Annotated in this window: 13 protein-coding genes; 5 read left to right on the top strand and 8 right to left on the bottom strand. The window is 38.4% G+C overall.

The window, feature by feature from the left end:
- Nucleotides 1-486: 486 nt before the first annotated feature.
- From EUBHAL_RS14515 to rho, 3 genes are all read right to left on the bottom strand, one after another.
- Complete coding sequence (locus EUBHAL_RS14515; protein WP_005351897.1) at nucleotides 487-888, bottom strand: hypothetical protein; 402 nt, start codon at nucleotides 886-888, stop codon at nucleotides 487-489.
- A gap of 20 nt (nucleotides 889-908) precedes the next feature.
- Nucleotides 909-1379, bottom strand: coding sequence for a COG2426 family protein (locus tag EUBHAL_RS14510; RefSeq protein ID WP_022170636.1), 471 nt, complete (start codon nucleotides 1377-1379; stop codon nucleotides 909-911).
- 306 nt (nucleotides 1380-1685) lie between these two features.
- Nucleotides 1686-3257 carry a transcription termination factor Rho gene (gene rho, locus EUBHAL_RS14505; RefSeq protein WP_005351895.1) on the bottom strand — a complete coding sequence of 524 codons (1572 nt, stop codon included), beginning with the start codon at nucleotides 3255-3257 and terminating at the stop codon, nucleotides 1686-1688.
- A 483-nt stretch (nucleotides 3258-3740) separates the two neighbouring features.
- Between rho and EUBHAL_RS14500 the strand changes: the two genes are divergently transcribed.
- Genes EUBHAL_RS14500 through EUBHAL_RS14490 form a run of 3 tightly spaced genes read left to right on the top strand, consistent with a single transcriptional unit; the run spans nucleotide 3741 to nucleotide 6330 of the window.
- Nucleotides 3741-4892: an NAD(P)-dependent malic enzyme gene (locus tag EUBHAL_RS14500; protein ID WP_005351894.1), complete on the top strand. Its 1152-nt coding sequence runs from the start codon at nucleotides 3741-3743 to the stop codon at nucleotides 4890-4892.
- A 5-nt stretch (nucleotides 4893-4897) separates the two neighbouring features.
- A complete protein-coding gene (gene mnmL, locus EUBHAL_RS14495) occupies nucleotides 4898-5818 on the top strand; it encodes a tRNA modification radical SAM protein MnmL/YtqA (protein WP_005351893.1) in 921 nt (306 codons plus the stop codon).
- The gene (locus EUBHAL_RS14490) at nucleotides 5800-6330 is read left to right on the top strand and encodes a DUF4364 family protein (RefSeq protein WP_005351892.1); all 531 of its coding nucleotides are present in this window, start codon (nucleotides 5800-5802) and stop codon (nucleotides 6328-6330) included. The genes mnmL and EUBHAL_RS14490 overlap by 19 nt, the downstream gene beginning before the upstream one ends.
- Nucleotides 6331-6512: 182 nt before the next feature.
- On the opposite strand, the gene EUBHAL_RS14485 is transcribed toward EUBHAL_RS14490, so the two are convergent.
- On the bottom strand, nucleotides 6513-8033 hold the full coding sequence (locus tag EUBHAL_RS14485; protein ID WP_005351891.1) for a 4Fe-4S dicluster domain-containing protein: 1521 nt from the start codon (nucleotides 8031-8033) through the stop codon (nucleotides 6513-6515).
- 280 nt (nucleotides 8034-8313) lie between these two features.
- Nucleotides 8314-9612 (bottom strand): aspartate aminotransferase type Ic, encoded by a 1299-nt coding sequence (locus EUBHAL_RS14480; protein WP_022170633.1) that lies wholly within the window; start codon nucleotides 9610-9612, stop codon nucleotides 8314-8316.
- A gap of 347 nt (nucleotides 9613-9959) precedes the next feature.
- On the opposite strand from EUBHAL_RS14480, the gene EUBHAL_RS14475 reads away from it, so the two are divergent.
- Nucleotides 9960-10196, top strand: coding sequence for a hypothetical protein (locus EUBHAL_RS14475; protein WP_044923862.1), 237 nt, complete (start codon nucleotides 9960-9962; stop codon nucleotides 10194-10196).
- A gap of 149 nt (nucleotides 10197-10345) precedes the next feature.
- Here EUBHAL_RS14475 and EUBHAL_RS16000 read toward each other — a convergent pair whose 3' ends face one another.
- Nucleotides 10346-10495: a hypothetical protein gene (locus tag EUBHAL_RS16000; protein WP_005351879.1), complete on the bottom strand. Its 150-nt coding sequence runs from the start codon at nucleotides 10493-10495 to the stop codon at nucleotides 10346-10348.
- Nucleotides 10496-10602: 107 nt separating this feature from the next.
- On the opposite strand from EUBHAL_RS16000, the gene EUBHAL_RS14470 reads away from it, so the two are divergent.
- Nucleotides 10603-11169, top strand: coding sequence for a hypothetical protein (locus tag EUBHAL_RS14470; RefSeq protein ID WP_005351877.1), 567 nt, complete (start codon nucleotides 10603-10605; stop codon nucleotides 11167-11169).
- Between the two features lie 569 nt (nucleotides 11170-11738).
- Here the strand turns inward: EUBHAL_RS14470 and EUBHAL_RS14465 are convergent.
- The gene (locus tag EUBHAL_RS14465) at nucleotides 11739-12200 is read right to left on the bottom strand and encodes a hypothetical protein (RefSeq protein ID WP_005351875.1); all 462 of its coding nucleotides are present in this window, start codon (nucleotides 12198-12200) and stop codon (nucleotides 11739-11741) included.
- Nucleotides 12191-13441, bottom strand: coding sequence for a hypothetical protein (locus tag EUBHAL_RS14460; RefSeq protein ID WP_022169374.1), 1251 nt, complete (start codon nucleotides 13439-13441; stop codon nucleotides 12191-12193). Before EUBHAL_RS14460 ends, EUBHAL_RS14465 begins: the two co-directional genes overlap by 10 nt.
- Nucleotides 13442-13473 lie beyond the last annotated feature (32 nt).

The following is a 13473-nucleotide window of genomic DNA, read 5'->3' as shown; positions in this document are numbered from 1 at the left end:
GGGAAGCACCCACCTCTATAGGACGCCACTGAAAAACTAATTTTACATGCAATATATAGTATTGTAAAATCAACAAACATACTTTATTTTGTATTGATTTACACGTAAAAAGGACTTTTTCAGTGACATCCTATAGGTGGGGGAGGATGTCACAATTGCCATTTTCTCTATATAACTCAAAAATTGAGATTGCTTATAGTTTATCTCTCAAAACACAACTTCACCAACCAAAGACAGCCCACAGAAAATGAAATAATCCTTATTTCATTCTCTGTGGTCGTTTCTTATAACACATGATCTATGGTTGCTACTTTTTCCCAACCAAAGCACAGCTCTCAGTAAATAAAAGAAACTATATTTGTGGCCTCGGAGCAAGGTTTGAATACGAGAGTGTAGAAGCGAGTATTCAAACCGCCGCGACTAAAGTCACAAATATAGTTTCTTTTATTTACTGAGAGCGTCTCCTTTGCTGCGCAAAACAAATCCCTAAGCTTTTTTTATGAATTTATTTCCACATTTTGGACAGGTAATCTCCACCTTTCCCTTTCCTTTTGGAACTCGGAGTTTCTGCTTGCAAACTGGGCATTTGAAGAAGCGAAATAACTTGGCCTCTGCCTGTTCCTCACGCTTTTCAATAATATTCTCACACAATGGACGAGCCAGCTTAAGGAAGCATTCATTTTCATGCGCTCTTCTTTCATGGTTGCGTGAAAATACCCGAAAAATGCAGCCTAACAGCGGAAGATAACTAATTAAATTAAAGTTATTTACTGCCTGCGACGGCCACATGCCTGTAACCAGATTCAGGATAACACTAATGAACAGCAAGAAGCTGGACATTCCATCAAAACCGTATATTTCATCAAAAAAACTTCCTAACCGTTTCATCCCCAACAATCTCCTTTTGTCTATTGAATCAGTGAAAAGAATCCGGCACTTAATGTCATCATAATGACTCCGGCAAGTAAAACTCCGCACATAGCTGCGAGTACGCTTGATTTAAAGTTCATCTTTAAGAAACTTGCTGCCAGTGTTCCTGTCCATGCTCCAGTTCCCGGAAGTGGAATTCCTACAAATAAAAGTAATGCAACAAAGAGTCCTCTCCCTGCAGTTGCCTGTAACTTTTCTCCGCCTTTTTCGCCTTTTGCTGTGCACCAGCGGCAGAACTTACCGATTATACTTGGCATATTGCTTCCGATTTCGAGTACCTTTCTTGCAAATAAATAGATAACTGGTACTGGAAGCATATTTCCTATGATTGCAATGACATAAGAAGGAATCAGTGGAAGTCCTACTGCCTGTGAATAAGGAATCGCTGCTCTTAGTTCTGCAATCGGAACCATAGAAATTAAAAATACTGTTAAATAATGTTTGATCATCTTATCTTCCTTTTTTATTTTTTTACTATTCCAAATCATACAATTACAGACAAACTATTTTTCTTTTTAACCCAACGGTATTTTGAAAATTAGTAGTTCGGATAGTTATATCCAAAATTGCCTCACTTTTAAGATTTTGAATGATTTCACGAATAGCATCATCAGACTTTATGATTTATATATCTGACAGAGATTTGCAATGTTTCGCTCCAAATAATACTACACATTATTCGTCCCGTCAATTACAGTAGTTTACGAATTATGTCGGTATTGGAGCTTTATTTTATACATACATTACAATTTATATTATTTTTTCAACAAAGAATGCTTCATCACCTGAATAAATTCTTTATTATTTTTTGTCCGTTTGAAGAAGTTAAGTATCTGCTCCATATTTTCTTCTGCGCGGTTTCCGGACATTTCTCTGTGAAGGGCGTATACAATTTCCTGTTCTTCTTTGGATAAGAGAAGGTCTTCTCGTCTTGTTCCAGAACGCTGGATATTGATTGCCGGGAAAATTCTCTTTTCTGCCAGTTTACGGTCTAATACAAGCTCCATGTTACCGGTTCCTTTAAATTCTTCGAATACAACGTCATCCATCTTGCTTCCAGTCTCAACAAGTGCGGTTGCAAGGATAGTAAGACTTCCGCCTTCGCGCATATTTCTTGCTGCTCCGAAGAATTTCTTTGGCATATAGAGCGCTGCCGGATCAAGACCACCGGAAAGTGTTCTTCCACTTGGAGGTACAAGAAGATTATATGCTCTTGCTAATCGTGTAATACTGTCTAATAAAATAACGACATCCTGTTTATGTTCTACAAGACGTTTTGCACGTTCTAATACCATTTCAGATACTCTTTTGTGATGCTCTGGAAGTTCATCAAATGTGGAATAAATGACTTCTGCATTTGGTCCCTCAATGGATTCTCTGATGTCTGTTACTTCTTCCGGGCGCTCATCAATAAGAAGAACGATAACTTTCATATTTGGTCTTGTTGCTGTGATGCTTCTCGCAATCTGCTTTAATAACGTAGTCTTTCCTGTCTTTGGCTGAGAAACGATCATTCCTCGCTGTCCCTTTCCGATCGGAGAAAGGAGATCAACCATACGCATGGAAAGCGGTGCATTTTCCGTTTCAAGACTTATTCTCTCATTCGGAAAAATCGGTGTTAAATCTTCAAAGTTCTTTCTTTTTGCTGCGTCAAATGGTTTATATCCATTGACAGACTGTACATATAATAAGGCACTATACTTTTCATTTTGTGTTTTAATACGGATATTTCCTACTAAAATATCACCGGTCTTTAAATTGAAACGGCGAATCTGTGACGGAGAAACATATACATCATTCTCTCCTGGCAAATAATTCTCACAACGAATAAATCCATAGCCATCCGGCATTACTTCCAAAATACCGTTTGCCATATTTCCACTGTCTAAACTGGATAATTCGCTTTTCTTATTTTCTTTTCCTGCATTTTCATCATTCGCACTATTTACACTATTTCCATTTTCTCTGTCATTATGGTGATATACTTTTTCTTTTTTCTCTGATTCCTGCGGTTTTTGCTGTGTTTTTCTTATATTATCTTCTGATTTGCTATTCTCTTCTGTTTTGACTCTCTTTTCCGCTTTAGGTTCTCCTTCTGTTTTTATACCATTTTCTGATTTAGCGTTTTTCTCTGTTTTTATACCATTTTCTGATGTGGTATTTTTTTCTGATTTTATACTTTCTTCTGCCTTTGTCTGTATACTTTTATTTTCACTCGCTATAATCCGCTCTATTAACTGATTCTTTTTCAATGTACTTACCCCACGGATACCTTTTTCCTTCGCATATGCCTTCAATTGAAGGAGTGTCATTTCTTTAAAATTCATTCTTACCTCCTAAACATTTAAACATTTTCCTGTAAAGAACTTTATAATCAAATTTTGATATTCAAACGACCAAAGATTCCCACTTGATTTTCTTAATAACTTTTATATTCTTCTAAATATTTTATATTTTTTGTCGCAAAAAAGCTACTTGTTCCTATGCCGTTCTCTTTGTAAGGCCAATTTATCTTTATTATCACTAAATTCAGCATTTTCTCTACTCTGATAAAGCATGAAAGTCCTCTTTCTATGCATATATACAACTATCATTTTAAATCAATTGGGAAATCAAAAGATTGTAACTAAAAATATGATGTAAACTCGAAAAAAAATCTCTTCTTCGCATCAAATTATTAAGACGAATCAGAATTGTCTTTTCTATAATAGCACAAACTGGGAAGAAAACAACCTGTTTTTGAGAAATATTTGATTGCAGAATGCGAAAACCGATGCTAGAATATATTTTGGGAAAGGACGGAATTAATTATGACAAATAAAGAAAAAGCTTTAGAAATGCACAAACAATGGAACGGTAAACTTTCTGTAGAAGCCAAATGTCAGGTAGCTTCCGCAGAAGATCTCGCGATTGCTTATACACCTGGTGTTGCAGAACCTTGTCGTGCTATCGCAAAAAACCCAAAAGAAGCCTACACATACACAATCAAGTCAAATACCGTTGCCGTTGTATCAGACGGAAGCGCTGTACTTGGTCTTGGTAATATCGGTGCCCTTGCTGCCATGCCTGTTATGGAAGGAAAGGCTGCCCTTTTTAAAGAATTCGGCGGTGTGAATGCATTTCCTATCTGTTTAGACACACAGGATACAGAAGAAATCATTGAAACTGTTGTAAGAATCGCCCCTGCTTTTGGCGGTATTAACTTAGAAGATATTGCAGCTCCACGCTGTTTTGAAATAGAAGAACGTCTTGACAAGATGCTTGACATTCCTGTTTTCCATGATGATCAGCATGGTACAGCCATCGTTGTTCTTGCAGGAATTATCAACGCTCTTAAAGTTGTCGGCAAACAAAAAGAAGATTGTAAAGTAGTTGTTAACGGTGCCGGTTCTGCCGGAATCGCTATCGCAAAGATGCTTTTATCTTACGGATTTAAAGATCTTACGCTCTGTGACCGTCAGGGAATCTTATGCTCCGGCGACCCATCCTTAAACTGGATGCAGGAGAAAATGACACAGATTACCAATCTTTCTCATAAGACTGGGACTCTTGCAGATGCGATGAAAGGTGCCGATATTTTTGTTGGTGTATCCGCTCCTGGCATCATAAGCCAGGATATGGTCCGTTCTATGGCAAAGGATTCTATTTTATTTACTATGGCAAATCCAGACCCTGAAATCCTTCCTCACCTTGCAAAAGAAGCAGGGGCAAAGGTTGTTGGAACTGGTCGTTCTGACTTCCCAAATCAGGTAAATAACGTGCTTGTATTCCCTGGAATTTTCAAAGGTGCTTTAGAAGGCCACTCTACACATATCACTTCCGAGATGAAACTTGCCGCTGCTCATGCAATTGCTGGTCTTGTTCCTGCAGAAGAATTAAGTGATACAAACATTCTTCCACACGCATTTGACCCACAGATTGCTGACGTAGTCAGTGCCGCTGTCAAAGAATATATTGATTAATTTTTATGGAACGCTATTATAGTTACAGTCGCTTTATTAAAGAATATTTTGGAGAAAAACTCTATAAGATCTGCATAGATGGCGGTTTTACCTGTCCAAACCGTGATGGGACACTCGCAACTGGCGGATGTATCTTTTGCAGCGAAGGGGGAAGCGGAGAATTTACAGAGAACGCTTCCCTCTCTGTTTCCGAACAGATTCATCTTGGTAAGTCACAGACTTCCAGAAAATATCAGGGCGAACATTACATTGCTTACTTTCAGGCATTTACCAATACTTATGCCCCTGTAGACAGGCTTCGCGCCCTCTACGAGGAGGCGATCACTGCCCCAGAAATCGTTGCTTTATCCATTGGCACAAGACCCGACTGTATTACTCCGGAAATTTTAGATTTATTAGAAGAATTAAATAAAAGAAAACCTGTCTTTATCGAAATGGGATTACAGACCTCTCACGACAGTACGGCATCCTTTTTAAACCGGGCATATCCGACTGAAACATTTACGAAAACCTGTCATGCCCTCGCAGAGGCAGGTATCCGCGTGACCGCACACATTATTCTCGGTCTTCCCGGTGAAACTTTAGACATGGAACTCGACACAATCCGTTACCTAAATACACTCCCAGTAAGCGGCATCAAAATTTCCATGCTTTATGTACTGAAAAACACCGTACTTGCCAGTTACTACGAACAGCACCCATTTCATATTCTTACCATGGAAGAATATATCAACCATCTCATCATCTGTCTTAGCCAGCTTCGCAAAGACATTGTCATTGAGCGAATGACTGGAGATGGCCCGAAAGACCTTTTAATTGTTCCAAAATGGATCGGACACAAACGACCCGTCTTAAACACCATCCATAAAGAAATGAAGCAACGAAACTTTACGCAGGGAGGAAGCTTATGTCAGAAGAATCTTTAACATTATATAAATTAATGATACTGTTTATGCTGGATAATCTGGATTTTCCACTGACAAATTCCCAGCTAAGCGAATTTTTTGTAAACCACGGATATACATCCTATTTCCACTTACAGCAGGCAATCAATGAACTGGTGGAATCAGAATTTGTCCGTGCCGAAACAATCCGCAACACTACCAACTACCACCTTATTTCCTCAGGAAAAGAAGCACTCTCCATGTTCCACACTCAGATTTCCGAGCCAATTAAGAACGATATTCTCGACTACTTTGCCGAGAAAAAATACCAGCTTCGAAAAGAAGTCGATATTACCGCAGACTACTATCCACTCAAAAAGAAACGTGGTGAATATATGGTAAAAACCCAGATTAAGGAAAAAGGCTCTCTTCTTTTAGAACTGAACATCAACGTCGTGTCAAAAGAACAGGCGATTGCAATCTGCGACAGCTGGGAGAAGAAAAGTGATGCAGTATATGGGAAATTGATGGAAATGTTGTTGTTGGATGAATGAGTTTTTGCGTTTTAACAGATGAAAAATAGAATCCAGGAAGCTAAATAAAGCATATTTGTGGCCTCGGAGCAAGGTTTGGATGCAAGCGTATAAGCGAACATTCAAACCGCCGCGACTAAAGTCACAAATATGCTTTATTTATCTTCAGGAGTTCGTCTGCTCCGCAGACGCACAAATCAGGATTAATCTACTAATTTATCTAATTCTTTGACGTACTCTGTTTCAGTAGCCACCTTATGATTAGCCTTTGTAGCATAAATCTTTACAGCTCCCTGAGACTTTTTAATTGGCTGCATTGTTCCAGCTCCGGCTACACAGCCGCCTGGACATGCCATACCTTCTAATAAGTAACCGTTATATTTGCCCTTAGATGCTAACATCATAAGCTTGCGGCATTCTTCTAAGCCTTCTGCATTGGCTATTTTAATCTCTTTATCTGGATATTCTTTCTTGATTACATCTACTACAGCCTGTGCTACTCCGCCAGATACGGCAAAGTTTCTTCCGTCTGTAGATACATCATTGACACCATCTGCATCTTCATGCATATTTTCAAGATCTAAGTCTTTTGCTGCGAAGATTCCGCTCATTTCCTCGAAAGTAAGTACAAAGTCTACTTCGCTTCGAACAGTTCTTCTCATCGCTTCAAGCTTCTTCGCTGCACAAGGTCCGATAAATACGACTTTGGCATCTGGTGTATGATTTTTAATCAATCTTGCTGTTAATGTCATTGGTGTTAATGCCATGGATACACAGTTTGCATACTCTGGGAAGAGCTTCTTCGCCATTACTGACCATGCAGGACAACAGGATGTTGCCATGAATGGAAGTTCTTCTGGTACTTCTTTTAAGAAATCTTCTGCTTCCTGTTTTGCACATAAGTCTGCTCCGATTGCTACTTCAAGTACATCGGCAAATCCTAGTTCTTTCATGGCCGCACGAAGTTTTTCTGGTGTTACCTTTGGTCCGAACTGTCCTACGAATGCAGGTGCTACTGCTGCGTATACCTTTTCACCGGACTGGATTGCCTTGATTACCTGATAAATCTGAGACTTATCTGAAATTGCACCGAATGGACAGTTTACAAGACACATTCCACAGGATACACATTTATCATAATCAATTGTTGCTTTTCCGTTCTCGTCAGATGTGATGGCTTTCATACCACAGGCTTTTGCACAAGGACGTTCCTGAACAATAATCGCATTATAGGAACATACTGTTGCACATCGTCCACATTTGATACAGGCATCCTGATCAATAATGGACTTACCAGTTACACGGTCAAGAGAGATTGCCTTCTTTGGACATACTTCCATACAAGGATGTGCCAGACATCCCTGACATCCATCTGTTACATGTACTTTCTTTTCATCACATGCATTACATGCGAACTTGATTACATTAATGAGTGGTGGAGTGTAGTAACCTTCTGGCTTATCTGCTTCCATAATTCCATCAGATACTGGTGCTGGTTCTGCTGCTCCTCTATATGGCAGGCCCATTGCCATTCGAAGCCGCTCTCCTACGATTGCCCTTTCAAGGAAAACATCATTTCTGAAGTTACCAGTCTCTCCTGGAATGATTTTGTAAGGCAGTGCCTCAATCTTTTTATCAACAGGTCCCTCTTCGTAAGCCATCTTGGCTACTTCAGTAAATACAGCATGTCTGATTTCCTGAATTCTTGTTTCTACTCCTCTCATAGATACCTCCCTATTTGGTTAAAGTTGTAATTGCCCTTAATGTGTTAATTATATCACAAGGAAATGCATATGAGAATATATGTATCCAATTTTGTACAACTTTTTTGTTATGTTCTTCATTTTATCCAAAAATCTCCCCTCTTTCAACCACAAAAAAAGAAAGATATCGTTCCAGTTTTAACACAAACTGCAAAAATATCTCTCTTTTCAAAATATTTGTTATTCTTTTATCTATTCTGCAAAATCTACCACAACTTAAAAGCAGAAATAGTTTTTAGCTTTATTCCATCTCGCTAAGAAATTTTTCTACTGTTACAAGCTTTGTACATGTTACAAATAAATCTGTTGCAACCTTTAATTCTTCTATTGGTGGTAATGTTGGTGCGATTCGAATATTAGAATCTTCCGGGTCATTTCCATAAGGATAAGCTGCACCTGCTCCAGTAAGTACAAGACCTGCCTCTTTACATTTAGCTACGATTGCTTTCGCACATCCCTTTTCTGCGTTAAAGGAAATGAAATATCCTCCAACTGGTTTACTCCAGGATGCGATTCCTAACTCGCCAAGTTCTTTTTCTAATGTCTCTAATACTGCCTCAAACTTTGGACGGATGATTGCTGCATGTTTTTTCATGTAGTCTTTCATTCCATTAATGTCTTTAAAATATCTCACATGACGAAGCTGATTAATCTTATCTGGTCCGATTGTCTGCCATTTGAGTTTAGACTTGATATCTGCGATGTTTGCTTCAGATGAAGCCATTGCTGCCACACCTGCACCTGGGAAGGTAATCTTTGAAGTGGAGCAGAATTCATAGACGATATCTGGATTACCAGCCTTCTCGCACTCTTCTAAAATATTTAAAATATGTGGCTGTTCACTTTCTGGTCTGTCATAAAGATAATGGATACCATATGCATTATCCCAGAAAATACGGAAATCCTTTGCTGCTGGTTTTAAGTTTGCAAATCTCTTTACTGTCTCATCTGAGTAAACAACTCCACCTGGATTGGAGAACATTGGTACACACCAGATTCCCTTTACAGCAGGGTCATTATTCACATAATCTTCTACGACATCCATATCTGGACCATCTTCTGTCATTGGCACGTTAATCATCTCAATACCAAACTGCTCTGTCACACCAAAATGTCTGTCATAGCCTGGCACTGGACATAAGAACTTTACTTTGTCAAGTTTAGACCACGGAGTATTTCCCATGATTCCGAAAATTTCTGCTCTTGCTACACAGTCATACATAATGTTAAGGCTGGAGTTTCCAAGTACAATCATCTGGGAAGGCTTTGCACCTACCATACCTGCCATGAGTTCTTTTGCTTCTGGAATCCCATCTAACACACCATAATTTCTTACATCTGTGCCATTCTCACTTGCAAGAACAGACTCTGCATTTAAAACATCCATCATAGGCATAGATAAATCAAGCTGTTCTTTTCCTGGTTTACCTCTTGAAATATCCAGATTCAGGCTCTTTTCTTTCTCCGCATCGTATTCTGCCTGTAATTCTGCCTGTAATGCCAGTAATTCTTCTTTGCTTAATTCTCTGTATGGTTTCACTTCGTTACCTCCCAAAATTCCTCTAACGTAATTTCTAATCTAATTCTAAAACAAAAGAAAATTAACTTTTCCTTCGTTTTTCTTTACTTATTTCATATACCAGTGGTAATTGTATTCCATTTTTGAATAAAAAGCAAGCCACTTTTTCATTTTTTCCAAAAAAATCAAGAAAAATGTTTTTTAACTCTATTTTTTATGAAATATTCACATCTCAATCCTGCTATTCTATTGTTTTTCTCTGGAAATTTCCTACATTTTCCTGATTCGCAGAATTTTTTTACCAGAAAAGAAACATTCTCTTGATAATGCATACTATAAACTGTAATCAAAAAACGGGGGTATTTCCCATGAGTGATTTAGCTGCTACAAACTGCCAGAATTCCTGTTCTTCCGGTTGCGGATGTGGAAATGACTTTGGTTTTAATAACTGCTTTTGGCTGATCTTAATTCTTTTATGCTGCAATAATGGCAATGACTGCGGATGTGGCAATGATAATCTGATCTGGCTCATCCTTATTCTCTGCTGCTGTGGCAACGGCTGCGGTATCGGCACAAACGGAAATGGCTGTGGATGCGGCTGCTAGTTAGCCCTGTATTTTCTAATCGTAAAAAAAGGACTGTCACATACGGCAGTCCTTTTTTGGCTGATAAAATCCCATTAAAATTTGTCATATAATCTGTAAAACACAAATTTAACAGACATCTTATTCGTATTTTTACTTGTATTACTATTTTATCTATTTCTCCTTTGCATTTTTTGCTTTTTAGTGTTTTCTGTTTCCACTTTTTCGCCCGTTTCTCCCTGACACTTTCTTTTTTTCTTAAGACATTCCGGGTCTATCTCATAAATCGTATTGTCTTCCACAATGAGATTTTCATTCATAATCCTTTTTCTCCTCTCATAAGATGGAATAATTACAGATACTTCTACCTGTATATTACAATATATGAAAACTTCACAGGTAGCTTTCCTGTTTTAAGGAGGTTTCTATGCCAAATCGAAATGATTCTTCATCCCCTCTCTCCCGTCTCATAAATGATGACAATCTTACCATTTTAGAAAATGTCATTCCCTATTGTAATACAAATCTTGGAAAACTTCTGGCTCTCTGTTTAAAGTTTTCTGAAATGCAAAAGATTATAGAAGGCTTTGATGACAGTGAACGCCTGAACGCCTGTGGCTTCGAAAATAATTCTACGGATATAGAATCTATCCTTCGCTCCGTTCGAAGTTCTGTCTCTGAAGAAAAAGCCCGCCAGATTGATAATATTCTACAAATCCTGAATTTTTCCAGATTCTACGAAAAATATAACCAGATACTTTCTGAACATCCCGAACTCGTCCGTCCACCTGCACCAGCGGCTGCTGAAACTCAAAATGCTCCTGAAGCAAATCCATTTTCTGATCCCTCATTATTTTTTCTCTTAAATTCTCTTATGAATAATTCGGATGGAAATCAAAATGAGAAATTGAAACAGGTCATGGCGCTGGCACAAAATAGCGACAATAAGGATATGGAGAAAATTCTGTCTACATTGTTAAATTCTGGTTTGTGAGGCTGTGGAGCAGACGAACTCCTGAAGCTAAATAAAGCATATTTGTGACTTTAGTCGCGGCGGTTTGAATGTTCGCTTAAAGCGCTCACATCCAAACCTTGCTCCGAGGCCACAAATATGCTTTATTTAGCTTCAGGAGTTCTGCTTGTTGGCAGCTCAGAAAATCAGTTGGAGGGATTTGGGGAAGAGTACTTACTGAGAGCTGTGCTTTGGTAGAGAGAAAAATAGAATTTATTGTTGGAGAATTTTAGGATTCGCCAGCGGGGTTTCTTTGGCGTTTGGATGAAAGTCAGAATTTTGTGGGAAGGAATTTGAAAAAGATGACAAGAGAGATAGAACATCTGGGAAATTTAGAAAATTAAGCAAAAATCCTCGGTAATTCAATTGCCGGTTACTTCACTCGCATAGGATTGCAGTTTAAACTACTGCCAATGCACAGCCTTCGAAGAAAGCTTATTCCCTATATTTGTGGCCTGGGAGCAAGTGTTGGATACGAGCGAGTAGAGCGAGTATTCAACATGCCGCGACTAAAGTCACAAATATAGGGAATAAGCTTTCTTCGAAGGCGTCTACTTTGCTTCGCAAATCAGAAGTTCCGAAATCAGTGAAGCATTCGCTTCTATATGATGGAACATTTTTGTTTTTTCTCTGGATTTCATTTTCTCGACTTTTTTTCCAAGATATTCATCAAGACCTAAGTTAAATTGGTTTCTTCGTCTTTTGAAAAGTCCCCTTCGTCCCTGTTCTTTTTCTTCTGGTTCACTTAAGATACGACCGCTTCCAAGATATTTTCCCTCGCCGGTATAAAGATACACAGTACTTCCAATGGGAAGTTCACCCTCAACGAGGGAGCCTTGTATGATAAGACTGTTTTGTTCTGCATTTTCTTCTAACGTAGCGTCGTAATAGAATAAAAACGCAGACTTTTCATGGAGTTCCATTACCTTTTTCTTCCAGGGTTCGAGATTTTCTTCCTCTTTATACTGTTCCATTGTCCGTTCGTGAAAGTCTTTTAACTTTTTTAACAGCATCGTTGTGTGTCCTCCACAATATCTTTTAATTTCTGGCATGCTTCACAATAAATATTATCTACCATTCTAAGGCATAGTTTTACTCCCTCTTCTTTTAGTTTTTGAAGTCTGTTAAGAGCAATCTGGAATAATTGATCATTTTTAATACGCCCATCCATTAATATATACAGACAAAGCTGCTGCTTATGATTCTCTCCATTTTTTAAGAGGAGTTCTTCTTTTTTCTCTTTCATCAGATCTGTCCCTATAATTAACGCCTCACCTGAAGAATATTCCCGGATGGTCTGTGGAAACTGGCATCGAAAACCTGTGCGGTAATTTTGAAATGTTTTCACCTGAACTGCACCATTTCCAAAAACAAATGCCTGCTGGCAATTATAACCAGAAAGTGTATTTTCCAGTTCTAATTCATCCTGAAGCAGATAGAGCATCTTACTTATCTTTTTGGAGTTATCCAGTTCTGTCCGCAAAATAATAAACAAATCAAACTGTTCTGCGCTTGTTTCCCCGCTCTTCCTTGCCTGCAGTTCTTCTGCCTTTTTTGTTTTATTCTGCTCTGACTTTTCATCTAAGCTTTCTTTTGTCATTCTGGCGAATTCTTCTTCCATCTGAATAGATTCTTCTAACAAATTCTGCAATTTTTCATAGCTGCATATCTCTCTGTTTTCAAAAATCTGTTTCCATTCTTCTGAAAGAATATTGTAGAATAGCTCTGAATAATCTGCTTCTGTTTTTAGGGGAGGAATTTTAACATTCCCCTTCGCACTGGCTACAAGGATTTTATAAATCAAACGATTGTCTGCAATCTGCTGCATCTTCTCATCAAATAAAGTAGCATCCCCAAAAATTCTCTCATCTTCTGGATACCATTCATAATCCTGCTCAAAGGTAAGAAGCTGAAACTTTTCAGGATGTAAAAGGACAACACCATATTGGCTGTTATCCATGTCTACATAGAACTCCTGCAGTTCGATAAGCCCCGGGTAAATATGCTTTTGTGAAAGCTTTTTAAGAATATGGAGTACCTGTAATGCAATTTTTTTGAGAATTAATGAATCAACATGAAAATGATCCATCTGCTTTCTCGCAAATAAAGACTTTACAGGAATCGCTGAGGATGGCAGCATTCCAATCTGTTCTTCAAAAATAATTTCGGGAATACTTTTTAACTCCCGGATTACCGGATGCCCTTTTTCAAATAATTCTTCCTTACTTCCATTCCCCATCGGGACTGTTTCCATACGTTCTCTCTCTTCCACACATTTCACCCTTT

The sequence above is a fragment of the Anaerobutyricum hallii DSM 3353 genome, from assembly GCF_000173975.1.
GTDB classification, from domain to species: domain Bacteria; phylum Bacillota; class Clostridia; order Lachnospirales; family Lachnospiraceae; genus Anaerobutyricum; species Anaerobutyricum hallii.
This window is presented reverse-complemented; position numbering and strand designations above follow the sequence as displayed.

Bases quoted from the DNA above. Each gene is read 5' to 3' on its own strand.
- EUBHAL_RS14515 (WP_005351897.1), bottom strand. From the start codon at position 888: ATGAAACGGTTAGGAAGTTTTTTTGATGAAATATACGGTTTTGATGGA.
- EUBHAL_RS14510 (WP_022170636.1), bottom strand. From the start codon at position 1,379: ATGATCAAACATTATTTAACAGTATTTTTAATTTCTATGGTTCCGATT.
- rho (WP_005351895.1), bottom strand. From the start codon at position 3,257: ATGAATTTTAAAGAAATGACACTCCTTCAATTGAAGGCATATGCGAAG.
- EUBHAL_RS14500 (WP_005351894.1), top strand. From the start codon at position 3,741: ATGACAAATAAAGAAAAAGCTTTAGAAATGCACAAACAATGGAACGGT.
- mnmL (WP_005351893.1), top strand. From the start codon at position 4,898: ATGGAACGCTATTATAGTTACAGTCGCTTTATTAAAGAATATTTTGGA.
- EUBHAL_RS14490 (WP_005351892.1), top strand. From the start codon at position 5,800: ATGTCAGAAGAATCTTTAACATTATATAAATTAATGATACTGTTTATG.
- EUBHAL_RS14485 (WP_005351891.1), bottom strand. From the start codon at position 8,033: ATGAGAGGAGTAGAAACAAGAATTCAGGAAATCAGACATGCTGTATTT.
- EUBHAL_RS14475 (WP_044923862.1), top strand. From the start codon at position 9,960: ATGAGTGATTTAGCTGCTACAAACTGCCAGAATTCCTGTTCTTCCGGT.
- EUBHAL_RS16000 (WP_005351879.1), bottom strand. From the start codon at position 10,495: ATGAATGAAAATCTCATTGTGGAAGACAATACGATTTATGAGATAGAC.
- EUBHAL_RS14470 (WP_005351877.1), top strand. From the start codon at position 10,603: ATGCCAAATCGAAATGATTCTTCATCCCCTCTCTCCCGTCTCATAAAT.
- EUBHAL_RS14465 (WP_005351875.1), bottom strand. From the start codon at position 12,200: ATGCTGTTAAAAAAGTTAAAAGACTTTCACGAACGGACAATGGAACAG.
- EUBHAL_RS14460 (WP_022169374.1), bottom strand. From the start codon at position 13,441: ATGGAAACAGTCCCGATGGGGAATGGAAGTAAGGAAGAATTATTTGAA.